Genomic DNA, 23,161 nt, shown 5'->3' on the forward strand with positions numbered 1-23,161 from the left:
CTGCAACAGCTCGGCGCATGGACCAAGCTGCTGCAGTTTCACCAAGCTAGCGTGTTCTAGTCCGTCTCCCCGACGAGCTGGACGAAGTGCACTGCGGTTTCGCCGAACGTCTTCGATCGGAATACTTCGAGGCCGACCGGCATCGTCGGTTCCGGTGAGCGCGCGGCACGTTCGATGATGACGATCGACTCCATGTCCAGGTGTGCTGCCAAGCGGCCGAGGATCTGCGTCACCGCATCCTCGCCGAGCGGGTACGGCGGGTCCATGAACACGAGGTCGAAGATCCGCGCCTCGGGGTGCTCGGATCCCGGCAGTCCGGCGAGGTATTGGAGCACGTCGCCGGCGTGGACGTCGGCGGAGTGGTCGAGGCCGAGTTTGTCCGCATTGGCCTGCAGCGAGCGGATCGAGGCGAGCGAGGAATCGACGAAGTCGACCTGCGCGGCTCCGCGGGACATCGCTTCGAATCCCAGGCCGCCGGATCCGGCGAAGAGGTCGAGGACGTTCGCGGCCTGGAGCACCCCGTAGCCCTCGAGCATCGAGAACAGGGACTCCTTGACTCGGTCGGAGGTGGGGCGGGTGTTCGCCCCCGATGGGGAGGACAGCCTGGCTCCCTTGTGCGCTCCGGCGATGATTCTCATACCTGCCTCCTCAGCCTGCTTCGATGAAGTGTGCGTCGTCCTCGGGCAGGACACGACGGATGAAGGCGCGCAGCGCGGGCACCGCCTCGAGTGAGGGGTCGACCGCGACGATCTGTTCGGCGACCGTCTTCGCCTCGGCCACGATCTCGGAGTCGCGCAGGATCGACAGGTGCCGCAGTGAGGATCCGCCCCACTGGGAGCCGCTGATCACGTCGCCCTCGCCGCGGGAGTCGAGGTCGTATTCGGCCAGGGCGAAGCCGTCGAGGGTCTCGGCCACTGCCTGCAGGCGGGCGTAGCTCTCGTTGTCCTCGCTCAGCTCGGTGAGCATGAAGCACATGGCCGCACTGCCGTCGCGTCCGACGCGTCCGCGCAGCTGGTGGAGCTGGGCGACCCCGAAGTTCTCGGCCTCGGCGATGACCATCATCGTCGCCCGCGGCACATCGACGCCGACTTCGATGACCGTCGTCGACACGAGGACGTCGATGTCTCCGGCGGAGAAGTCCTTGAGCACCTTGTCCTTCTCACCGGTCGACATCCGCCCGTGCAGCAGCCCGAACCTCGTTCCCGCCAGCTCCGGGGTGTCCTCGAGCTTGCGGCTGAGGTCCTCGATTCCCTGCTTCTGACCCGTAACCTCACCGGTCTCCGGGTCCTCGATGTCGCTCGGTTCGATTCGGGGGAAGACGACGAAGACTCCGCGTCCCGCCTCGATCGTCTCCCGCATGAGCGCGCGGACGCGGGCGAACCAGGCAGGTTGGGCGACGATCGGCACGACGTGGGTGGCGATGTCCTTCGGCCCGGCGGGCATCTCGGTCAGCGTCGAGACGTCGAGGTCGGCGAAGACGGTCATCGCGACGGTGCGCGGAATCGGGGTCGCCGACATCACGAGCGTGTGCGGGGTGGTCACTCCGCCCTTCGCACGCATCGCCTCACGCTGCTCGACGCCGAAGCGGTGCTGTTCGTCGACGACGATGAGGCCGAGGCTTTCGAAGATCGTCGATTCCGAGAGCAGCGCATGCGTGCCGACGACGATGTCGATGTTCCCCGTGGCGAGGTCGAGGGCGAGCTCGCGCCGTTCACGTGCCGGCATCGACCCGGTCATCAGCGCCACCGTCACCTGGTCATCGTCGGAGAGCAGGGGCGAGAGCGCCATCTGTTCGCCGAGGAGGCGCTGAATCGAGTGGAAATGCTGGGTGGCGAGCACCTCGGTGGGGGCGAGCATGGCCGCTTGGGCGCCCGAATCGACTGCGGTGAGCATGGCCCGCAGCGCCACGAGGGTCTTACCGGAGCCGACGTCGCCGTGCAGCAGGCGGTGCATCGGCTGGTCCCTGGCCATGTCCTCACCGATCTCCTCACCGACCGTAACCTGGGAGGGGGTGAGTGTGAAGGGCATGGACTCGTCGAAGCGGCGGCTCTTCGGACCACGGGTGAGCAGGGGTGTCGCCTGGACGGCGGCGAAGGAGGCCTTGCGGGAGGCGAACTCGGTCTGCAGGGCCAGGGCCTCTTCCCACTTCCACCGCTGCCGGGCCCGTTCGACGTCCTCGATCGTCCGCGGCTTGTGCATGTCCTCAAGCGCGGTGCGCAGATCCGGCAGATCGAACTTCTCCCGCAGGCCCTTCGGCAGCGGATCCTCGAACTCTTCGGAACCGGCGACACGCAGCAGCGTCTTGATCGCACCCCACAGGCGTGACTGCGCGATCTTCTTCACCGCCGGGTAGATGGGGAACGGCGAGTTGAGGTCGTCGGGCGTCCATTCATGATCGTCCTCGGTGCGGTTGAGCCAGGCCGGCGAGGCCAGGGTCAGCTGCCCCCGATACGATTCGACCTTGCCCCCGAAGACGACGGTCAGCCCCGGGGTCAGCGTCTTCTCCAGCCAGTGCTGGTTGAAGAAGGCGATCTTCATCGACTGCTGCCCGTCATGAACGATGACCTCGGTGATGGTGCCGCGTCGCTGCTTCATCCGCCGCGTGTTCACCGAGATGACCTCGGCCTGGATGATCGCGGTCTCCCCGAGCGGCAGGGCTCCGAGCTCGGTCCTCTCCCCCGGCACCAGGTACCGCCGGGGGAAGAACCGGAACAGGTCCGTCACCGTGTGCACCCCGCGCTTGGCGAGGTTCTTCCGGTCGCCCGGTCGGAAGTTGTCCTCGAGCCGGGTCGTCATTCGACCCCCATGATCACGAGCACTCCGGAGTCCCGGGCGTCGATGTCCTGGAAGTGGACGTTGTCGTGGGACTTCGCGATCCACCCGCGCAGGTGGTCGAGCACCTCGGGTGCGCAATCGGGTCCGTGGACGACGGTGAGCAGCTCCCCGCCCGCGCCGAGGAGGCGGTCGGCGAGCTTCTCGACCAGGGTCGACAGCTCCGTGCTCTGCGTCTTCGCCTTCCCCTCGATGTAGACCCGGTAGAACTGGGCCCGATGTGCTCCACCGACAGCCGAAGCCGTCGCGCCCGCCGCGCGGTGAGCAGGTTCGACCGCCGAGGCGGCGCCGTCCACCGCGTGAACCCGTTCGTCGATGACCGGCAGTGCCCCCGTCGGCGGGTTCGCGGCGAGCTGCTCGGCCGAGAGGATCGTCCCCACTCTGGTGCCGGCCGCCGCTTCGGTCATGTCGGCGAAGATCTCCGCCGCCGGGGCGAAGGGATCGTAGACGGCCAGAGCCGAGAGCAGGGTGGCCACGTTGCGTGAGCGCACGACCTGCGCCCTGAATCCGGACAATGCCTTGAGCGCCGAGGTGGAGCTGGGGACGACGATGACCTCACGGTCCTCGGCGGCGACGATCTCGGCGATCGATTCGGTGAGGTCCTCGACGGCCGGGGTGAGTGCGGTGGCCCCGTTGAGCGCGGCATGCATGAGCAGTCCCGTGCCCTGGACGAGGGCGATGAGCTTCGTCTCGCCCTCCTCTTCGTGGAGGCGCAGATCCTCCATGTCCAAGCGGGCGATCCCGTATTCGCCGAGGTGGTCGATGACGACCGCTGCTGACGTTTCGTCGGCGACGTGGACGTGGACCTTGGTGCGGTTGATGACGATCGAGGTCCCGCCGAGGCGGTCGAGTTCTCTCGCGAGTCCGTCCGGTGGAACGGTGGCGAGAATCGCGACGATCTCGAGTTCCTCGGCCGTGGCTTCGTGGAGGATGCGGGGGGCCCGGGAGACCTCGGTGAGCATCGAGTCCTGAGGGGTGCGACCGGTGACAGTGGCGTAGAGGAGGTCGAAGAGTTCGACGATCCCGGTGGAGCCGGCGTCGACGACCTCCGCTTCGCGCAGCACCGTCAGCTGCCCGGTGGTCTCACGCAGGGCCGAGCGGGAGCGTTCGCGCACGGCCGTGATGACGGCCAACAGGCTCTCACCGTCATCGGCGTGTTCCCGGGCCTCGGTGGCCATGGCGTCGAGGACGGTGAGCATGGTGCCGTCGACGGGTCGGGCGACGGCGGCGCGGGCCCGGTCGGAGGCGGTCTCCAGGGCAGTGGCCATGGCGTCGGCGGTGGCGACGGTGACCCCGGCCAGTGCGTCGGCCACACCTTGGAGGGCGACGGCGAGGATGAGTCCGGAGTTGCCGCGGGCGCCTCGTCCTGCGCCGGCGGCCAGGGCGGCGACGACCTGCGGGAGCGTGACGGGTCCGGTGAGCTCCTCGACGGCGAGGTAGGCCGAGCGCAGCGTGTGGTACATGTTCGTGCCGGTGTCACCGTCGGGAACGGGGAAGACGTTGAGCTCGTCGATCTCGGTGCGTTCCTTGCGCAGCCGGTCGACCGCCCGGCGGGCCCATCTGGCGGCCAGGCGACCGTTGAGACTGATGGCGTTGGTCATGTCACTTCCCGAAATGGCTGAAACCGCTCGTCGGCACGGCTGTGCCGTCGAGGCTGACGTCGTGTCCGGAGCGGACCTCTCCGATCCTCCGCCAGCCTACTCCAGGGCTCTGACTCGGGCGTGCCGACGCGGCGAAGCCGTGGTCTTCTCCCCCGCCCAGGACCCAGGACAGTGCGAGACTCTCCACCTCAGTCGCATCGTTCGTGCCGGCCGCCCCATCCGTGCTGTTCGCCCCGCCCGTGCAGCTCCCACCGGAACCGCCACGATGGGCGCGGGAGTCGAGCACATACTCGGCTGCGGGCAGCAGCGGGTCGATGAGCCCCTGGAGTGCCGAACGGTCGAGGTCGATGCCGACCCCGGAGGCGTCGGCGATGCGGGCGAGGTCCGTGCTCAGCCCGTCGGAGACGTCGATCATCGCCGAGGCGGCCGTCAGGGTGACCATCGCCGCATAGTCCGGTTGCGGTGCCAGTTGGGTGTCGATGAGGGCCGCGAGATCGGGGGCTGCCGTGTCAGAGCGCAGCCCTGCGAACAGCAGCTCGAGTCCCGCGGCGGCCCTCCCCACGGTGCCCGCCAGGTAGACGCCGTCTCCCGGTGCAGCTCCCGAGCGGAGAATCGCTGTCGTCGACCCCGCACCGCCCACACCGGACGCCCCGGTCCCGGCAGCAACGGTCCCCAGCGCCGTGATCGCCACGACGATGAGGCCTGATGAGGACAGATCCCCGCCGATGATCGGTACGTCGCGCTCGAGCGCCTGACCTGCGCGGGACGCCTCGGCGACGATGCCTGAGAACAGCGCTTCGAGGTCGGCGATGTCCGTGTCATCGGGCACGGCCAGGGACACGAGCAGTCCGTGCGGCACCGCGCCCATCGCGCACACGTCGGCGAGGTTCTGGGCCGCGGCCTTGCGCCCCAGCTTTCCCCAGTCCAACCAGTCGCGGGTGAAGTCCTCGTTCTCGACGAGCATGTCCGCCGTGGACACGAGGTCTCCGCTGGGCCGGGTCACGGCTCCGTCGTCTCCGGGTCCGACGACCACCTGGGATCCGCTCCGGTTGTGGGTGAGCATGCGCCCCAGAACGTGTGATTCGCCAAGTTCGGACAGTCGGGTCATGGCTCAAGGCTATCGGGAGATACGGTTGTCCTATGAGATCTCGCCCTGCCTCGACGCGCCGCGTCTCATCTTCGCCGTATGGCGCCTCGACTTCGTCGCTCAGCGCTTCGGCTTCGCCGCACCGCACCCGACGAGAGACGCGCCGCCCGCGCACTCTCGCCGTCGCCGCCGTGGCCACTGTGCTCGCCGGCGTCGCACTCTCGGGCTGTTCGCGCACGGTGATCGTCGACCCGGCCAAGGATGCGGCGAATCCCGAGTGCGCTGACATCATGCTCACCCTGCCCGATGAGATCTCGGGAGCGAAGGCACGCACCACCTCGTCGCAGGGCACGAAGGCGTGGGGGGATCCGAACATCGCGGTGCTGCGCTGCGGTGTCACGCCGCCCGGACCGACGACCGATCAGTGCGTGAGCGTGAGCGGGGTCGACTGGATCTCGAAACCGACCGACGATGACGATTCGACGTGGATGTTCACCAGCTACGGCCGCACGCCCGCCGTCGAGGTGCTCGTCAACCGCAAGGCCGAGTCCGGCAATGATGTGCTCGCCGCGATCTCACCGGCACTCGCGAAGATCAAGCCCGACGAGAAGTGCGTCGGCGCCGACGACCTCGAGGGCTAGCCGCGCCCGCTCACTTCACGCGGGCGTGATCGACCAGGGCGATGGAGATGAGTTCGGCGATGAGCTCGGAGTATTCGAGCCCTGACTGGGCCCACATGAATGGGTACGCCGAGGTGGGGGTGAACCCGGGCAGCGTGTTGAGTTCGTTGATGAAGACCTCGCCGGAGTCCGTGACGAACGTGTCGACGCGAGCCAGACCGGTGCAGTCGAAGAGCCGGAACACCGAGGCAGCCAACTCCTGCACCCGTGCCGTGGTCGCCTCGTCGAGTGTCGCCGGGCAGGTCACCTCGGCGTCGGCGAGATCGAGGTACTTCGCATCGAAGTCGTAGAACGCATGATCCCCCGACACACTGATCTCGCCCGGTGAGGACGTGCGCAGGTGTGAGTCGTGGAGGGACCCGAGCACGGCGCATTCGACCTCACGGCCGTTGACCTGGGGTTCGACGATGACCTTGGAGTCGTGTTCGAAGGCTCCGACCAGGGCCGCTTCCAGACCGTCGGCGGAGGCGACCCGGCTGACTCCCATCGACGAACCCGCACGAGCAGGTTTGACGAACACGGGCAGGCCGAGACCGGCGACCCGGGACTCGACGTCGGCCCGGTCGGCCTCCCACATCGTCTCGGTGACGAGCTCCCAGTCGCAGGTGGGGATTCCGGCGTTGGCCATGAGCGACTTCGTATAGTGCTTGTCCATGCTCGCCGCCGACGAGAACACTCCCGAGCCGACGAACGCGGTGTCGCTGATCTCGAAGAGCCCCTGCAGAGTGCCGTCCTCACCGAACCGGCCGTGCAGCAGCGGGAAGTACACGTCGACGGTGCCGAGTTCGGAATACCGGCCGTCGGCATCACGGTGCAGCAGCGGTGCGCCGTTCGCGGAGATCGGCGGGATCACCTCGGTGCCGTCGTCGGTGACCTCGGGCATCGCCTGTGGGTCGAAGCGCATGTCCGCCCAGTCCTCGACGATCCGCCACACCCCGGTCTTCGTGATCCCGATGGGAAGGACGTCGAAGGCCTCGGTGTCGATGGCGCCGATCACGCCGGCCGCGGTGACGCAGCTGACGGAATGCTCGCTCGATCGTCCGCCGAAGAGGACTGCGACGAGAGGCCGGTGATCGTTGTCTGCCATGCGATTCCTTGCTGTGTGTTACTCCCGCGAACTGAGCCGGACACGGGGTGCGCACGATCTGAGGGCGTGTGCGCGGACTGAAGAACTCTAGCTCACTTGAGTTCGAAGGTGCACTCCAGCCAGGCCCGTCCGATCGCCTTGAAGAACATGTTGAAACCGGCGAAGGCGGGAGTGGCGGAGTCGTCGATTCCCAGCGGCTCACCGAGTGCAGTGACGATGAAGAAGTAGCGGTGCGGACCGTGGCCCTCCGGAGGTGCGGCACCGACGAAGCGCGGTTCGCCGGCGTCGTTGCGCAGGGTCACGGCACCGGCCGGCAGCAGGTTCGCGCTCGGGTCGCCGGCGTTGGCCTCCAGGCTCGTGACCGAGGCGTCGAGGTCGGTGACGACCCAGTGCCAGAAGCCCGACCCGGTCGGGGCGTCTGGGTCGTAGCAGGTCACGGCGAACGCCTTCGTCTCCTCGGGGAAGCCTGACCAGGACAGCTGCGGGGAGACGTCCTCACCGCCGGGCACACCCATGGCACCGGAGAGCTGCGGGCCGGTGAGCACACCGCCGTTCTCGATGTCAGTGCTGGTCAGCGTGAAGGTCGGGAGTTCGGGAAGGTTAAAGAACGGGGAATTCGCGCTCATGGCTGCTCCTTTGGCGGTGGTCCTTCGTGCTTACGTTTCCGAGACAACAGCAATCCTGCCAGTTCGTCAACCTGCAGTCTGCCGGCGAGCACCGCGCAGACCGCCTCGGTGATGGGCAGGTCGACGCCGTAGCGTTTGCCGAGCGCGAGCACGGCCGGGGCCGACTTCACGCCCTCGGCCGTCTGCGAGGTGTGGGCGATCGTCTCCTCGAGGCTCATCCCCTCACCGAGGTGGCGCCCGAAGGTGCGATTGCGCGAGAGCGGGGACGCACACGTGGCGACGAGGTCCCCGAGCCCGGCGAGCCCGGACAGGGTGTGGGCTTCAGCACCCATGGCCGCGGCCAGACGGGAGGTCTCGGCGAGTCCGCGGGTGATGATCGAGGCCTTCGAGTTGTCGCCGAGCTTCTGACCATCGGCGATGCCCACGGACAGGGCGATGATGTTCTTGACCGCGCCGCCGAGCTCGACGCCGACTACGTCGGTGTTCGTGTACGGACGGAAGTACGCGTTCGCACTGATCTCGGCGACCACCTCGGCGGTGGTGATGTCGGCCGAGGCGACGACGGTGGCGGTGGGCTGACGATCGGCGATCTCACGGGCGAGGTTCGGTCCGGAGACGACGGCGATCTGGGAATCGGCGACCTCGGCGACCTCGGCGATGACCTCGGACATGCGCTTGCCCGTGTCGACCTCGATGCCCTTCATCAGGCTGACCAGCCTGACCCCGTCACGCAGGTGCGGCTTCCACCGCGAAAGATTCTCACGCAGCGTCTGCGCCGGCACGGCGAGGACGATGACGTCGGCGTCGGTGACGGCGGCGATGTCGTCATCGGTGGCGCTCAGCAGCTCGGGCAGGACCCGATCGCCGAGGTAGCGCTCATTCGTATGGGAGGAGTTGATCTCCTCGGCGACCTCGGGCCGGCGTGCCCAGAGGGTGACGGGGAATCCGGCGTCGGCGATGACCGCGGCGTAGGTCGTCCCCCACGAACCGGCTCCGAGGACTGCGATCTTATCCACGCTCATTCGTCCGTCTCCTCAGTTGCGAATCGGGTCGGCAGCTCACGGCCGGAGAGGTCGGCGACCATGGCTGCGATCGTGTTCTTCAGCCGGTGGGAGAGCTCCCCCATGGTCGACTTCTCGTCCCGGTGGGACCACAGGTCCGAGTAGTCCAGGGCGGGCCCGAATTCGACGACGCAGTCGTGGCTGAAGGGCCTGAAGCGCAGACGCTTCTTGTCCCCGCGCGGGTAGATCTCGTTCAGCCCCCAGTGGGCGACGGGGATGATCGGCGCTCCGGTCTCCAGCGCCAGGCGGGCGGTGCCGGTCTTGAAGTGCTGGGGCCAGAAGTCCGGATCCTTCGTCAGCGTGCCCTCGGGGTAGATGACGACGGTCTCGCCCTTGGCCAGGGCCTGCTTCGCATACGCCAAGGAGTCCCCTGCCTGCGCCGAGGCACGGAGGACGGGGATCTGCCCGATGCGTTTGAGGATCGTGCCGAGGATGCCCGTGAACAGGGTGGACTTCGCGAGGAAGTGCGGCATCCGGCCGTTGCGTTTGAGCGCGAGGCCCACGAGGATCGGGTCGAGGTGGTTCGCATGGTACGCGGCGACGATCATGCCCTCTCCCTCGGGCGGGAGGTTGTCCAGGCCCTTCACGCGGATCCTCGTGGCCGTGCGCATCAGGCCGTAGGCGGCTGTGGCCGCGACGGTGCCGGCCCGGTTCTGCGACCGCACCGAGGCGGGGTCGAAGGAGACGAGTACGTGATCGTCCACGTCCGCTTCGCGTCCGGGATCATGGTCGGCCCTCATGCAGACACCTCGGCGCCGAGGCCCGTGAGCTTATCGAGGAAGTTCTCGTATCCGCGGTTGATCAGCTCGATGCCGTGGACTTCGCTCGTGCCCTGGGCGGCGAGTGCGGCGATGAGGTGGCTGAAGCCGCCGCGCAGATCAGGCACGTCGATGCGGGTGCCCTTGAGGTCGGTGGGTCCCGACACGACCGCCGAATGCTGGTAGTTCATCCGACCGAAGCGGCAGGGGGTGCCGCCGAGGCATTCGCGGTAGAGCTGGATCTGAGCCCCCATGTCACGCAGGGCCTCGGTGAAGCCGAAGCGGTTCTCGTACACGGTCTCGTGGATGATCGACAGGCCCTCGGCCTGGGTCATCGCGACGACGAGGGGCTGCTGCCAGTCGGTCATGAACCCGGGGTGGACGTCGGTCTCCAACGCGAAGGAGGAGAGCTTGCCGCCGGGGTGCCGGAAGCGGATGCCGGTCTCCTGGACGTCGAATTCGCCGCCGATCTTGCGGAAGATGTTGAGGAAGGTGATGAGTTCAGGCTGGCTGGCTCCGGAGACGAAGATGTCTCCGCCGGTGGCCAGGGCCGCCGATGCCCAGGACGCGGTCTCGTTGCGGTCGGGCAGGGCGCGGTGGATGAAGCCGCGCAGGGTCTCCACGCCCTCGATGCGCACGACCCGGTCGGTGTCGACGGTGATGATCGCACCCATCTTCTGCAGCAGGGCGATGAGGTCCATGATCTCGGGTTCGATCGCGGCGCCCCGCAGCTCGGTCACGCCTTCGGCGCGGACCGCGGTGAGCAGGACCTGTTCGGTGGCTCCGACCGAGGGATAGGGCAGTTCGACCTTCGTGCCTTGGAGGCGACGGGAGGCCTTGAGCATGATGCCGCCGGGGGTCTTGTCGACCTCGGCGCCGAAGCTGCGGAGCACGTCGAGGTGGAAGTTGATGGGTCGGTCCCCGATATGACAGCCGCCGAGATCGGGGATGAAGGCCTGCCCGAGGCTGTGGAGCAGCGGACCGCAGAAGAGGATCGGGATGCGCGAGGAGCCGGCGTGGGCGTCGATGTCGACGATGGAGCCTTGGGCGACATCGGCCGGATCGAGGTGGAGTTCTCCGTCGGGCAGGTCACCGTCGGGCGCGGAGCTGACGCGCACACCGTGGAGTTCGAGGAGTCCGGTGACGATCTCGACGTCGCGGATGTTGGGCACGCCGCGGAGCACTGATGGGGTCTCACCCAGCAGGGAGGCGACCATCGCCTTGGGCACCAGGTTCTTGGCGCCGCGGACTCGGACGGTGCCGTCCAGCGGATTCCCCCCACGTACTTCGAGCATGTTCCTCCCTGTTTCCGACGTGCGATTCCGAGCCTGCGGAGACTCGGAGACGGTGCCCGAACTGTGGTTCGGACACCGTCTAAGACTATCGCAGACGAGGGGCCGTCATCGATTCGCCGAGGCGGCCAGTCGGCTTCGCGCACCGTGCGGGGTCGAGGTGGAGGCCCCACCTCGGCGAGGGTTCAGACCTTCGCGGGCAGGGTCGTCGGTTTGAACGCGAACCGGGAGGATTCGTAGCCGACGATGTCGTCCTCCTTCGCCAGGGTGAGGCTGATGTCGTCGTGGCCTTCGAGCAGGCGCCAGCGCGTGTAGTCATCGATCTGGAAGGACACGGTCACCGTGTCGCAGGTGACCGTCTTCTCACCCAGATCGACGGTGATCGGGGTCCCCGGGTGGTTCTCGAGGATCTTCCAGATCAGTTCGATGTCGTCCTGGGCCAGCTGCGCAGCCAGCAGTCCTTCCTTGCCGGAGTTGCCGCGGAAGATGTCACCGAAGCGCGAGGACAGCACGACCCGGAAGCCGTAGTCCTTGAGCGCCCAGACTGCGTGTTCGCGCGACGAACCGGTGCCGAAATCGGGGCCGGCGACGAGCACGGAGCCGTTCGCGAAGTCCGGGTCGTTGAGCACGAAGTCGTCATTGGTCCGCCACCGGTAGAACAGGGCGTCTTCGAAGCCGGTGCGGGTGACCCGCTTGAGGAACTTCGCGGGGATGATCTGGTCGGTGTCGATATTGGATCGGCGCAGCGGAACGCCGACGCCGGTGTGGGTGCTGAATGCTTCCATGATCGGTGCTCCTTCGTCAGTCGTTCGCCGACACAGGCGTCAGGGTCAGGGACAGGCGCTCGTCGGCCCATTCCACAGGTTCGGCATCCCGGGGCAGGTCGCTGACGTCGCCGGGTGAGGACAGGGTGCCGCGCACCGCGGTGGCCGCTGCCACGAGCGGTGAGACGAGGTGGGTGCGTCCGCCTTTGCCCTGCCGACCTTCGAAGTTGCGGTTCGAAGTCGAGGCGCAGCGCTCCCCCTCGGCGAGCTGATCGGGGTTCATGCCCAGACACATCGAGCAGCCGGCGAAACGCCATTCGCCGCCGAAGTCCTTGAAGATGACGTCGAGGCCTTCGTCTTCGGCCTGGAGGCGGACCTTCGCGGAGCCGGGGACGACCATGAAGCGGACGTTGTCGGCCTTCTTCCGGCCGCGAACCACCTCGGCGGCGGCGCGCAGGTCCTCGATCCGCGAGTTCGTGCACGAACCGAGGAAGACGGTGTCGACCTCGATCTCGCGCAGCGGAGTGCCCGGCGTCAGACCCATATAGGCCAGCGCATTGGCGGCGGCGGCCTTGTCGTTCTCGTCGTGGAAGTCATCGGGGCTGGGCACCGACGCCGACAGCGGCAGGCCCTGGCCGGGGTTCGTGCCCCACGTGACGAAGGGTTCGATGTCTTCGGCCTTGAGCACGACCTCGCGGTCGAATTCGGCGCCCTCGTCGGTGTAGAGGGTCTTCCAGTACTCGACGGCGGCGTCCCAGTCCTCGCCCTCGGGGGCATGCGGACGGCCCTTGACGTACTCGAAGGTCGTCTCGTCGGGGGCGACCATGCCGGCACGGGCACCGGCCTCGATCGACATGTTGCAGATCGTCATGCGTGCCTCCATGGACAGCTGACGGATCGCGGAACCGCGGTATTCCAGCACGTAGCCCTGACCGCCGCCGGTGCCGATCTTCGCGATGATGGCGAGGATGATGTCCTTCGCGCTCGAGCCTTCGGGCAGGTCGCCGTCGACGGTGATCGACATCGTCTTGAAGGGCTTGAGGGACAGGGTCTGGGTGGCGAGCACGTGTTCGACCTCGGAGGTGCCGATGCCGAAGGCCAGGGCCCCGAAGGCGCCGTGGGTCGAGGTGTGCGAGTCGCCGCAGACGACGGTCGTGCCCGGCTGGGTCAGGCCCAGCTGCGGTCCCACGACGTGGACGATGCCCTGGTCGGCGTCGCCGAGGCTGTGCAGGCGGATCCCGAATTCTTCGGCGTTCTTGCGCAGGGTGTTGATCTGCGTGGCCGAGGTGGGTTCGGCGATCGGCTTGTCGATGTCCCACGTCGGCGTGTTGTGGTCCTCGGTGGCGATGGTGAGATCGGGGCGGCGCACGGGGCGCCCGGCGAGTCGGAGTCCGTCGAATGCCTGCGGACTCGTGACCTCGTGGACGAGGTGGAGATCGATGTAGATCAGGTCCGGCGCACCGTCAACACCAAGTGAGACGACGTGATCGGCCCAGACCTTCTCGGCCAATGTGCGTGGCATGGTTCCTCCCGCCGGTACAGGGATTGCCTGTCCTTGCTCTGGTTCTGTGGTGATGCGAAGAAATCTACTCGCCCGTATCGCATTTCGAACTTGCATCTCGCCCACTGAGACGCGCACAATAGGTGCTATGACAAGCAATGGTAGCGGCGTCGGAGTCATCGACAAGGCCGCAATGGTTCTCTCCGCACTTGAGGCCGGACCCGCCTCTCTCGCCGAACTGGTGACGCTGACCGGACTGGCACGCCCCACTGCCCACCGCCTGGCTGTTGCCCTCGAATTCCACCGCATCGTCGGCCGTGACCTGCAGGGCCGATTCGTGCTCGGTCCCCGCCTGGCCGAGCTGTCCTCGGCCGCCGGGGAGGACCGTCTGCTCGCAGCGGCCGGCCCCGTGCTCGGGCAGCTGCGCGATCAGACCGGCGAGTCCGCGCAGCTCTTCCGCCGGCAGGGCGATCTGCGCCTATGTGTGGCCGCGGCCGAACGGCCCGTGGGCCTGCGCGATTCTGTGCCGATCGGCGCGACCCTGTCGATGCGCGCCGGCTCTGCGGCTCAGGTGCTGCTGGCTTGGGAGGAGCCGGACCGTCTGCACACGGGACTGCGCGGGGCCAGGTTCTCCGCGACGATGCTCTCCGGTGTCCGTCGCCGAGGCTGGGCCCAGTCGATCGCCGAACGTGAGCGCGGCGTCGCCTCGGTGTCGGCTCCTGTGCGGGGACCGAGCAACCGCGTGGTCGCCGCCGTCTCGATCTCCGGACCCGTCGACCGTCTGACCCGTCAGCCGGGACGCCTGCATGCGAAGTCCGTCATCGATGCGGCCAGGACACTGACCGAAGCCCTCGTGCGCGGCTGAGCCTGCAGCGTCTGATCATTCGTATGCGCGCCTGCGCACGCCCGCGGGCCTGAGGAACTCCTCCTCGGGCCCGCGGTCTGTACTATGGCCCCATGATCGCCGCCCAGAGACGCAACATCATCGTCGATACGATCGAGCGAGACGGCGCCGTCTCCATCACCGCCCTGTCCGAGAGGCTCGACACCTCGGCCGTGACGATTCGTCGCGACCTCGATCAGCTCGCCGAGGAGGGGCGCCTCGTGCGCACCCATGGCGGTGCCGTGCTCGCCTCGAGCGCCCGGGAGTCCAGTTACGCGGAGAAGCTCGAGCAGGCGCTGGCGGAGAAGACCGCGATCGCCCGGGCCGCGGCGACCTATGTGCGCAACGGCGATGTCGTGGCGCTGGGCCCGGGTACGACGACGGAGCTGCTGGCGAAGGAGCTCGTGACCCGTTCGGGGCTGCGGGTGGTGACGAACTCCCTGCTCGTCGCCGAGGCCATGGTCTCCTCCCCCGACAACGAGGTCATCGTCGTCGGCGGCACCCTGCGACACTCGATCCGTGCCTTCGTCGGCGGCAGCACTGTCTCTCAGCTCCTCGGCCTGCGCGCTGACACGGTGTTCCTCTCCGGCAACGGCCTGGCCGCGGACTTCGGCCTCTCGACCCCGGCGTTCCCGGTCGCCGACACAGATCGGGCCATGGCCGCTGGCGCCGGCCGAGTCATCGCACTCGTCGACCACACGAAGGTCGGCCTCCGGGCATCCGTACTCACGGTCCCGACCGATGAGATCCAGCACCTCATCACCGATGTGAACAGCGAGAATGCTGAGCTCGACGCGCTCCGCGCCGCCGGCGTCGAGGTCGAAGCCGTGTGAATCTGCGCGCCGCGCAAATCACTACACCTCTACTTCTTGATTGTTTTATTGTGATTCTGATAACTTTTGATCAGTCACGGCAACGAAGCCGTACCGACAGAAGAGGCACAGATGAAAATCAGAGAATCGCATTCACTCTTCCGCTCCACCGCCATTCGGGTGTGTGCCGTCGCCGCCGCCGGCGGGCTTCTGCTGTCTGGCTGCACGAACGAGGGCGGCGACTCCGAGGCTGAGAGCAGCAGCGGCGGTGGCGAAGCGGCCCAGGCGGCCGACAGCGCCGGCTCTTCAGGACCGACCTGCACCATGGACGACTACGGAGCAGACAAGGTCGACATCAAAGGCGCGAAGGTCGGCTTCTCCCAGTCCGAACCGGACTCCGCGAGCTTCCGTGCCGCCGAGACCCAGTCGCTCAAGGACGCCGCGAAAGAAGCCGGTGCCGATCTCGTCGTCACCAACGCCAACAATGAGCTGCCGAAGCAGATCAGCGACATCGAGAACCTGCTCAGCCAGGACGTCGACATGCTCGTCATCGCCCCGGTCAACTCCGACGGACTCGACTCGGCACTCAACGCGGCCAAGAAGAAGAAAGTCCCCGTCGTCACCATCGACAGGAAGGTGACGAACAAGTCCTGCGACGACTACCTCACGTTCATCGGCTCCGACTTCGTCAAGCAGGGCAAGCGCGCCGCCGATGCCCTGGCGAAGGCCACCGACTCCAAGGCGAAGGTCGCGGTGCTGCTCGGCCCCTCGGGCAACAACGTCACCGACGGTCGGCAGAAGGGCTTCAAGGACCAGGTCAAGTCCGACTATCCCGATATCGAGATCGTCGCCGAACAGACCGCGAACGCCTCACGGTCGGAGGGCCAGGAGGTCACGGCTCAGCTGCTGCAGTCGAATCCCGAGATCGATGCGGTCTACGCGTTCAACGACGAAGAGGGCCTCGGTGCCATGGCGGCGATCCAGGAGGCCGGCAAGGAACCGGGCAAGGACGTCAAGATCGTCTCGATCGACGGCACGAAGAACGCCGTGGACGCGATCGTCGACGGCAAGTACAACGCCGTGATCGAATCGAATCCGCGGTTCGGGCCGCTCGTCTTCGACACGCTGGACAAGTTCTACTCGGGCGAGGAGATCCCAGAGGACATCATCATCAAGGACGGCGAATACACCCCGGACAACGCCGAAGAGCAGGCCGGTCAGGCGTTCTGACGTGACCGAACGCGTTGATCCGACGTCGGCGCAGCCGCCCGCAGGGGCTGCGCCGGCGCTGGCCGCCCGCGGACTGAACAAGTCCTTCTCCGGCGTCCATGTACTCCATGATGTCGACTTCACCCTGCGGCCCGGCACGATCCACACCATCGTGGGCGAGAACGGCGCCGGGAAGTCGACCCTCATCAAATCCCTCACGGGCGTCTACCAGGCCGAGTCCGGCACCATCGAACTCGCCGGTTCCCAGGTCAGATTCGACCACCCCTCGCAGGCGCAGGACGCCGGCATCTCGACCGTCTATCAGGAGGTCAACCTCGTCCCCCTGCTCTCGGTGGCACGCAATATCTTCCTCGGCCGGGAGCCGCGGACCCGGCTCGGTCTCATCGACGCCCGCACCCTCAATCGCAGGGCCGCCGAGGTGGTCTCCGACCTCGGCATCGACGTCGACGTGACCACAGAGCTCGGTGCGCTCGGCCTCGGAGTGCAGCAGATGATCGCCCTGGCCCGAGCCGTGACCACCGAGGCGCGTGTCATCATCATGGACGAACCGACGTCCTCGCTCGAACGCCGGGAGGTCGAAGTCCTGTTCGGAGTCGCCCGGCGCCTGCGCGATCAGGGTGCGGGCATCGTCTTCGTCTCCCATCGCCTCGACGAGCTGTGGGAACTCTGCGACGAGGTGACGATCCTGCGTGACGGTCGAGTCGTCCACACCGGCCCGATGGACGGCATCGACCGACGCGGACTGATCTCCGCGATGCTCGGTCGCGACATCGCCGAACACGGGGCCACCTCGTTCACCGAATCGGATGACCAGGCAGCTGCAGCCGAGGTCGTCCTCGAAGCCTCGGATCTCAGCGCCCCGGGACGCCTCCAGTCCGTCGACGTCTCGGTGCGAGCCGGTGAGATCGTCGGCCTGGCCGGTCTTCTCGGGTCCGGTCGCAGCGAAACGGTCAAGGCGATCTACGGCGGCCTCGAGACGAGCTCCGGGCAGATCACGGTCAGGGGCCGGCGCGTCCGCCGTGGCTCAGTCCCCGCGGCGCTGAGCGCCGGGATCGCGCTGCTTTCCGAGGACCGGAAGGCCGAAGGCATCGTGCCCGAGCTCAGCGTCCGCGACAATATCGTCCTCGGCGTCCTCTCCCGGGTCTCACGACTAGGGGTGCTCTCGGACCGCGCGATCGACACGCTCGTCGATCACTGGATCTCGCGGCTGGGGATCAAGGTCTCCTCCCCCAGACAGCTCGTCTCCGAACTCTCCGGCGGCAACCAGCAGAAGGTGCTCATCGCCCGCTGGCTGTGCACGGAACCCGCGGTCTTCCTCCTCGACGAACCCACCCGCGGCATCGACGTCGGAGCCAAACAGGAGGTGCAGGCTCTCATCGACGAGCTCGCCGAGAAGGGCATGGCCGTCGTCCTCATCTCCTCGGAGACCGAGGAGCTCGTGGCCGGTGCCGACGCGGTCCTCGTCCTCCGTGACGGTTCCGTGGCCAAGGTGCTCACCGGGGATGATGTCGACAATTCCCGTGTCCTCTCCGCTCTCGTCGACGGAGGTCAGCGATGAAGGCCATGCCCACGGCCGCCTCGGCGAGTCTTTCGCGTTCACGATCGGCACGATCGTGGATCGCGAACTACGGCGTCTACGTCGCCCTGGCCCTGCTCGTCATCGTCAACACGATCATCACGCCGCACTTCCTCACCGTCGCCAACCTGCGCCTCCAGCTCATCCAGACCGCACCGGTGCTCATCGTGGCCCTCGGCATGGCGATGGTCATCGGCACGAAGGGCATCGATCTGTCAGTAGGCAGCGTGATGGCGCTCTCGGCCGCGATCATGCCCCTCTACATCGGTTACGGGACGGTACCGGCGATCCTCGTCGGGATCGTCGCCGGCGGCCTGTCGGGACTGATGATCGGCGTACTCGTCTCCTACTTCGGCATCCAACCCATCGTCGCGACATTGGCCGTGCTCATCGGCGGGCGGGGGTTGGCCAACGTCATCGGCGGTGAGATCAAGAACCTCTCCGACCCGGGACTGAGCACGCTGGGTTCCGGCTCGCTCCTCGGCGTCCCCTATTCGGTGCTCAGCGCGGTCACCTTCGTCCTCCTCGTCGCTTTCCTCATGCGCCGGACCACGTTCGGCGTGATGATCGAGGCGATCGGCGGGAACAAGAAGGCGGCCGAACTCGCCGGCATCCGCATCAAAACGGTCCTGGTCAGCGTCTATGTGCTCTCCGGCCTGCTCGCGGCCTTCGCCGGGGTCCTCGTCGCGGCCCGCTCGCAGGCGAGCGATCCGCGGACGCTCGGCCTGCTCATGGAGCTCTCAGCGATCGCCGCGGTCGTCATCGGGGGAACCTCGCTGGCCGGCGGCAAGGTCAAGGTGCTCGGCACCGTCGGCGGTGCCCTGCTCATGCAGCTCATCGTATCCACCCTGGTCTCCCACAACATCCCCGATTCCGTGTCACAGATGGTTCAGGCGGTGGTCATCGTCGTCGCCGTGGCCCTCCAGGTCGGAAGGAGAAAGACATGAGTGACGCCTCCCCGACCGCAGTGGTCGCCACCGGCACCAGCACTCGCACGCGGGCCGAGAAGCTGGCACGACTGACTCAGCGCAACGGTGCCCTGGTGATCCTGCTCGGACTCGTCATCGCCTCGGCGCTGGCCTACCCGTCCTTCGCATCGGTGGGCAACCTCAGCCAGATCGCCCTCCAGGCGGCGTTCCTCGCTCCCCTGGCCCTCGGTCTCACCTTCGTCATCTTCACCGGCGGAATCGACCTGTCCGTCGGGTCGGTCTTCGCCCTCGGCGGCGTCCTCGCCGCGTGGGCGTCCCAGTACGGTTTCCTCGCGGCCCTGCTCGTCCCGCTCCTCGTCTGCACACTCATCGGACTCATCCAGGGCGCGATCGTCGCGTTCACCGCCATTCCCTCGTTCATCGTCACCCTCGCCGGGCTCCTCTTCGCCCGCGGTCTGCTGCTGGCGCTGACCGCAGAGGGATCGCAGACCTACAAGGTGCCCGCCGAGGCGGCTTTCCTCCAGCTCAGCCGCGGTTCGTTCCTCGGTCTCGGCTTCCCCGTGTGGATCGTCCTCATCCTCTTCGCCGTCGGTGTCATCGTCCTCCACCGCACCTCGTACGGGTCGACGCTGCTGGCCATCGGCGGGCAGCCCGATGCGGCCAGGCTGATGGGACTGCCGGTGCTGCGCTCGACCCTCATCGTCTTCTCGGTTTCCGGCACGATGGCCGGCCTGGCGGGTGCGCTTACAGCCTCATACACGGCCTCGGGCGTGACGACCCTCGGCGTCGGCCTCGAACTCACGGCCATTGCCGCCGTCGTCCTCGGGGGCACGCTGCTCACCGGCGGTGCGGGCACGGTCGTCGGGTCGCTCGTCGGGGTGGTGCTGCTGCAGGTGGTCGCGAACCTCATCAACAGGATGGGTCTGACGAACTCGAACTGGCAGGCAGTCGTCAACGGCGCTGTGCTCCTCATCGTCGCCGTGGCCCAGGTGCTGCTCTCCCGCGTCCAAGCGAAAGAACGAGCACGACGCCGAGGCGGCGAGACGGAGACGGATGCCACGGCGGAGAATCCGGCCCCGACAGGGCCCACCACCCCGCGCGACTGACCTCCTCTGTCCGCCCGATTGACGCCTTCTCCACACCCGCCTGTGACACGCGCGGAACACTGCCCGGATCTCCCTCCGCAGAGGGTCCTTCACCATGCGTCTTTGCGGGTGAGCCGGTGTGCGAGATCCCTTGAGCACGAAACGATCAAAACTGTTCAGGTTCGATCACTAGCGATCAGGCTCACAATCCTCTAAAGTGTCCACTCGGGGTGTCACACACCACACACAGCCTTGCGCTGACGCACTTTGTACGAATGCACTGACGCATATGGAGGAACCTTGGAAGCAATCCGCCTGGACGCACAGTGGATCGACTATCTGCTGATAGCGATCTACTTCATCTTCGTCCTCGGAATCGGCTGGTTCGCCAAACGCGGCATCTCCTCGAGCATCGAGTTCCTCCTCTCGGGTCGGAGCCTTCCGGCCTGGGTCACGGCTCTCGCGTTCGTCTCGGCCAACCTCGGCGCCGTTGAGATCATGGGCATGTCCGCCACGGGCGCGCAGTACGGCATGCCGACGATGCACTACTTCTGGATCGGCGCGGTCCCCGCGATGCTGTTCCTCGGCGTGGTGATGATGCCCTTCTACTACGGTTCGAAGGTCAGATCCGTGCCGGAGTTCATGCGCAAGCGCTTCGGCACCGGCGCCCACCTGGTCAACGCCCTGTCGTTCGCGATCGCGCAGATCCTCATCGCCGGCGTCAACCTGTTCCTGCTCGGCACGATCGTCAATCGTCTGCTGGGATGGCCGCTGTGGATCGCCCTCGTCGTCGCCGCCGTGATCGTGCTCTCCTACATCACGCTCGGCGGGCTGACCGCGGCGATCTACAACGAAGTGCTCCAGTTCTTCGTCATCGTCGCAGCGCTTCTGCCCCTGACGATCATCGGACTCAATCGCGTCGGCGGTTGGGAGGGCCTCAAGGAGCGAGTGAGCAGCGACGGCATGCTCGGCGCCGAGCAGCTGAGCAGCTGGCCGGGCGAACAGCTCTCCGGCTTCTCCAATCCGGTGCTCTCTGTCGTCGGCATCGTCTTCGGTCTCGGCTTCGTGCTCTCCTTCGGCTACTGGACGACGAACTTCGTCGAGGTCCAGCGGGCCATGGCGTCGAAGTCGATCAACGCCGCACGGCTGACGCCCATCCTCGGCTCCTTCCCGAAGATGCTCATCCCCTTCATCGTCATCATCCCCGGCATGATCTCCGCGGTCCTCGTAACGCAGATGACGAAGTTCAAGGAGATTTCGTCATCCGCCGGCGAGGCGGCCGCGCAGGCGCAGACGGGTGTGACCTACAACGACGCACTGCTGCTGCTCATGCGCGAGGTCCTGCCGAACGGTCTGCTGGGCATCGCGATCGCGGGTCTGCTCGCCGCGTTCATGGCGGGAATGGCCGCGAACATCTCCGCGTTCAACACGGTCTTCAGCTACGACCTGTGGCAGCAGTACGTGGTCAAGGACCGCGAGGACGGCTACTACCTCAAGGTCGGCCGCTACGCCACGATCGGCGCCTGCATCGTCGCGATCTTCACCGCCCTCATCGCCGGCAACTTCTCCAACCTCATGGACTATCTGCAGACGCTGTTCGGCTTCTTCAACGCACCGCTGTTCGCAACGTTCATCCTCGGTATGTTCTGGAAGCGGATGTCCGCGACAGCCGGTTGGGTCGGCCTGGTCGGCGGAACGCTCTCGGCCGTGGCCGTGTTCGTCCTCGCTGAGACCGGGGTGCTCGATCTGCCCGGTCAGGGTGCGGCGTTCCTTGCCGCCAGCACCGCGTTCGTCGTCGACATCATCCTCTCCGTCATCGTCACCTTCAGAACTGCGCCGAAGCCGGCCCATGAGCTGCGCGGGCTCGTCTATTCGGAGACTCCGAAGACCGACTTCGAGGATCTGGGCGAACCGAAACCCCCGGTCTGGAAGCGTCCGGTGCCCATCGCGGGAGTCGCCTTGGTCCTCGTCATCATCCTCAATGTGACCTTCGGGTGAAGGAGCCAGTGAACACCATGAGCAAAGCAAACGAACTGACGAAGACCGCAGGTGCCTTCGACATCCGCAACTTCATCGGCATTCTGCTGGGGATCTTCGGCATCATCCTCACGATCGCCGGGATCGTCGGCTTCACCCCCGACGAGGCCGAGCGCACCGGGGGCATCGACGCGAATCTGTGGACCGGGATCGGACTCCTCATCGCCGCGGTCGTCTTCCTCGCCTGGGCGAAGATCCGCCCGCTCCGCATCATCGAGGACACCGACGATGTCACCGGCACCGAGGCGGGGCCGAAGGCCGACTGATCGTTCAGAACCCCCGCTGGCCGACATACTCGCGCGCCGGCGGGGATTCTGCGCGCCGGACCCGCTCAGAGGCTCGCCATCGCCTTCGCCACCTCGGCGATGTCACCTGCGGGAATCGCCGTCGCCGCCTCGTCAAGGACGAGCAGGCGGGAGTTCGGGATCTCGCGAGCGAGAGCTTCCCCGTTGCCCACGGGGAAGAACGGGTCCTGCCTCCCTTGGACGACGAGCGTGGGCAGGCCGATTTCGGGCAGGCGTTCGCGCCAGCGCGGTCGGCAGTCGAGCCGGGAGAAGACCATCCCGAGCTGATCGGCCATGTATGCGGCGGGATCTGATGACGGCGATTTCCCATCGGCCGACCGTGTCCGCTGCCAGATCCGCATCGCGCCCCTGCGCGCTTCCTCGGGATCATTCCCGAGCACCCGCGCACCTTCGGCGGCATGATCGGCGACCGCATCGATGTCCGTCCACTCCGGCATCGTCTGCGAGAAGAGGCGTCCCATCACGGCATCGTCATGATCGGGCAGATCCTCGTCCACCGGGCCGGGTGCCACGGGGCGGGACCCGATGAGGGTGAGCGCAGAGAAGGCACCAGGATGATCGAGCGCGGCGACCTGGGCGACCATGCCGCTGATGCCGATGCCCGCCAGGTGTGCGGGAGCGCTGCTGAGGCAGGCGGCAAGAGCCGCGGCGTCGGCTGCGAGATCGCGCAGCGTGTAGTCAGGGGCCTCAGGGTTTCCGCGCGTCGATGCCCCGGATCCGCGCAGATCGCAGCGCACGACGAATCGCCCGCGGTCGGCGAGTGTTTCGCACAGGGCGTCCGGCCAGGACAGCATCGTCGGGGCGCCGAGGCAGAGGACGGGTGGCGCGGTCGACTCGCCGAAGCGCTCGACGCCGAGTACGACTCCATTGACCTCGCACGTGTCCATCATGGCCTCCTCATCGAGTACGGTTCAGAAAAAGAACCTCGATTTCAATGGTGAACCCATGAGGGTGGTTGGTCAATAGTCGCCGGTCAGCCGATGGCGTTGGACCGATGGCTGATGGCCGTCGGCGG

21 protein-coding genes are annotated in these 23,161 nt (G+C 67.0%); 9 read left to right on the forward strand and 12 right to left on the reverse strand.

All coding sequences use genetic code 11. The annotated features are described in order from the left end of the window. Nucleotides 1-56 precede the first annotated feature (56 nt). The 4 genes from rsmD to J9314_RS12445 are packed head-to-tail and all read right to left on the reverse strand — an operon-like array spanning nucleotide 57 to nucleotide 5,541. Entirely contained in the window at nucleotides 57-638 is a 582-nt protein-coding gene (gene rsmD / locus J9314_RS12430; protein WP_210602682.1) for a 16S rRNA (guanine(966)-N(2))-methyltransferase RsmD, read from the reverse strand. Between the two features lie 10 nt (nucleotides 639-648). Next, nucleotides 649-2,796, reverse strand: coding sequence for an ATP-dependent DNA helicase RecG (locus J9314_RS12435; RefSeq protein ID WP_210602683.1), 2,148 nt, complete (start codon nucleotides 2,794-2,796; stop codon nucleotides 649-651). After that, on the reverse strand, nucleotides 2,793-4,433 hold the full coding sequence (locus tag J9314_RS12440) for a DAK2 domain-containing protein (RefSeq protein WP_210602684.1): 1,641 nt from the start codon (nucleotides 4,431-4,433) through the stop codon (nucleotides 2,793-2,795). Before J9314_RS12440 ends, J9314_RS12435 begins: the two co-directional genes overlap by 4 nt. Before the next feature lies 1 nt (nucleotide 4,434). Then, on the reverse strand, nucleotides 4,435-5,541 hold the full coding sequence (locus J9314_RS12445) for a thiamine-phosphate kinase (RefSeq protein ID WP_210602685.1): 1,107 nt from the start codon (nucleotides 5,539-5,541) through the stop codon (nucleotides 4,435-4,437). 32 nt (nucleotides 5,542-5,573) lie between these two features. Between J9314_RS12445 and J9314_RS12450 the strand changes: the two genes are divergently transcribed. Next, complete coding sequence (locus J9314_RS12450) at nucleotides 5,574-6,161, forward strand: DUF3515 domain-containing protein (RefSeq protein WP_210602686.1); 588 nt, start codon at nucleotides 5,574-5,576, stop codon at nucleotides 6,159-6,161. A 10-nt stretch (nucleotides 6,162-6,171) separates the two neighbouring features. Here J9314_RS12450 and J9314_RS12455 read toward each other — a convergent pair whose 3' ends face one another. From J9314_RS12455 to leuC, 7 genes are all read right to left on the reverse strand, one after another. Next, entirely contained in the window at nucleotides 6,172-7,287 is a 1,116-nt protein-coding gene (locus tag J9314_RS12455; RefSeq protein WP_210602687.1) for a D-alanine--D-alanine ligase family protein, read from the reverse strand. Between the two features lie 92 nt (nucleotides 7,288-7,379). Beyond that, nucleotides 7,380-7,913: a YbhB/YbcL family Raf kinase inhibitor-like protein gene (locus J9314_RS12460; RefSeq protein ID WP_210602688.1), complete on the reverse strand. Its 534-nt coding sequence runs from the start codon at nucleotides 7,911-7,913 to the stop codon at nucleotides 7,380-7,382. Further along, a complete protein-coding gene (locus J9314_RS12465) occupies nucleotides 7,910-8,935 on the reverse strand; it encodes an NAD(P)H-dependent glycerol-3-phosphate dehydrogenase (protein WP_210602689.1) in 1,026 nt (341 codons plus the stop codon). Before J9314_RS12465 ends, J9314_RS12460 begins: the two co-directional genes overlap by 4 nt. Beyond that, a complete protein-coding gene (locus J9314_RS12470) occupies nucleotides 8,932-9,714 on the reverse strand; it encodes a lysophospholipid acyltransferase family protein (protein WP_210602690.1) in 783 nt (260 codons plus the stop codon). Before J9314_RS12470 ends, J9314_RS12465 begins: the two co-directional genes overlap by 4 nt. Continuing rightward, on the reverse strand, nucleotides 9,711-11,027 hold the full coding sequence (gene murA, locus J9314_RS12475) for a UDP-N-acetylglucosamine 1-carboxyvinyltransferase (protein ID WP_210602691.1): 1,317 nt from the start codon (nucleotides 11,025-11,027) through the stop codon (nucleotides 9,711-9,713). The genes J9314_RS12470 and murA overlap by 4 nt, the downstream gene beginning before the upstream one ends. A gap of 182 nt (nucleotides 11,028-11,209) precedes the next feature. Further along, complete coding sequence (gene leuD / locus J9314_RS12480) at nucleotides 11,210-11,809, reverse strand: 3-isopropylmalate dehydratase small subunit (RefSeq protein WP_210602692.1); 600 nt, start codon at nucleotides 11,807-11,809, stop codon at nucleotides 11,210-11,212. 16 nt (nucleotides 11,810-11,825) lie between these two features. Next, complete coding sequence (leuC, locus tag J9314_RS12485; RefSeq protein WP_181275870.1) at nucleotides 11,826-13,310, reverse strand: 3-isopropylmalate dehydratase large subunit; 1,485 nt, start codon at nucleotides 13,308-13,310, stop codon at nucleotides 11,826-11,828. Between the two features lie 127 nt (nucleotides 13,311-13,437). Between leuC and J9314_RS12490 the strand changes: the two genes are divergently transcribed. From J9314_RS12490 to J9314_RS12525, 8 genes are all read left to right on the forward strand, one after another. Further along, a complete protein-coding gene (locus J9314_RS12490) occupies nucleotides 13,438-14,154 on the forward strand; it encodes an IclR family transcriptional regulator (protein WP_166972796.1) in 717 nt (238 codons plus the stop codon). Nucleotides 14,155-14,246: 92 nt separating this feature from the next. Next, nucleotides 14,247-15,005: a DeoR/GlpR family DNA-binding transcription regulator gene (locus J9314_RS12495; RefSeq protein ID WP_181275871.1), complete on the forward strand. Its 759-nt coding sequence runs from the start codon at nucleotides 14,247-14,249 to the stop codon at nucleotides 15,003-15,005. A 111-nt stretch (nucleotides 15,006-15,116) separates the two neighbouring features. After that, entirely contained in the window at nucleotides 15,117-16,214 is a 1,098-nt protein-coding gene (locus tag J9314_RS12500; RefSeq protein WP_210602693.1) for an ABC transporter substrate-binding protein, read from the forward strand. Between the two features lies 1 nt (nucleotide 16,215). Continuing rightward, nucleotides 16,216-17,772 carry a sugar ABC transporter ATP-binding protein gene (locus J9314_RS12505; protein WP_210602694.1) on the forward strand — a complete coding sequence of 519 codons (1,557 nt, stop codon included), beginning with the start codon at nucleotides 16,216-16,218 and terminating at the stop codon, nucleotides 17,770-17,772. Next, nucleotides 17,769-18,737 carry an ABC transporter permease gene (locus J9314_RS12510; protein WP_210602695.1) on the forward strand — a complete coding sequence of 323 codons (969 nt, stop codon included), beginning with the start codon at nucleotides 17,769-17,771 and terminating at the stop codon, nucleotides 18,735-18,737. Before J9314_RS12505 ends, J9314_RS12510 begins: the two co-directional genes overlap by 4 nt. Next, on the forward strand, nucleotides 18,734-19,825 hold the full coding sequence (locus J9314_RS12515) for an ABC transporter permease (RefSeq protein ID WP_210602696.1): 1,092 nt from the start codon (nucleotides 18,734-18,736) through the stop codon (nucleotides 19,823-19,825). Before J9314_RS12510 ends, J9314_RS12515 begins: the two co-directional genes overlap by 4 nt. Nucleotides 19,826-20,104: 279 nt before the next feature. Continuing rightward, the gene (locus J9314_RS12520; protein WP_210602697.1) at nucleotides 20,105-21,802 is read left to right on the forward strand and encodes a sodium:solute symporter family protein; all 1,698 of its coding nucleotides are present in this window, start codon (nucleotides 20,105-20,107) and stop codon (nucleotides 21,800-21,802) included. Between the two features lie 17 nt (nucleotides 21,803-21,819). Then, nucleotides 21,820-22,107 carry a hypothetical protein gene (locus J9314_RS12525; RefSeq protein WP_210602698.1) on the forward strand — a complete coding sequence of 96 codons (288 nt, stop codon included), beginning with the start codon at nucleotides 21,820-21,822 and terminating at the stop codon, nucleotides 22,105-22,107. A 65-nt stretch (nucleotides 22,108-22,172) separates the two neighbouring features. Here J9314_RS12525 and J9314_RS12530 read toward each other — a convergent pair whose 3' ends face one another. Further along, nucleotides 22,173-23,036 (reverse strand): alpha/beta fold hydrolase, encoded by an 864-nt coding sequence (locus tag J9314_RS12530; RefSeq protein ID WP_246490371.1) that lies wholly within the window; start codon nucleotides 23,034-23,036, stop codon nucleotides 22,173-22,175. Nucleotides 23,037-23,161: the final 125 nt, after the last annotated feature.

This window comes from Brevibacterium oceani, assembly GCF_017948325.1.
GTDB lineage: Bacteria > Actinomycetota > Actinomycetes > Actinomycetales > Brevibacteriaceae > Brevibacterium > Brevibacterium oceani.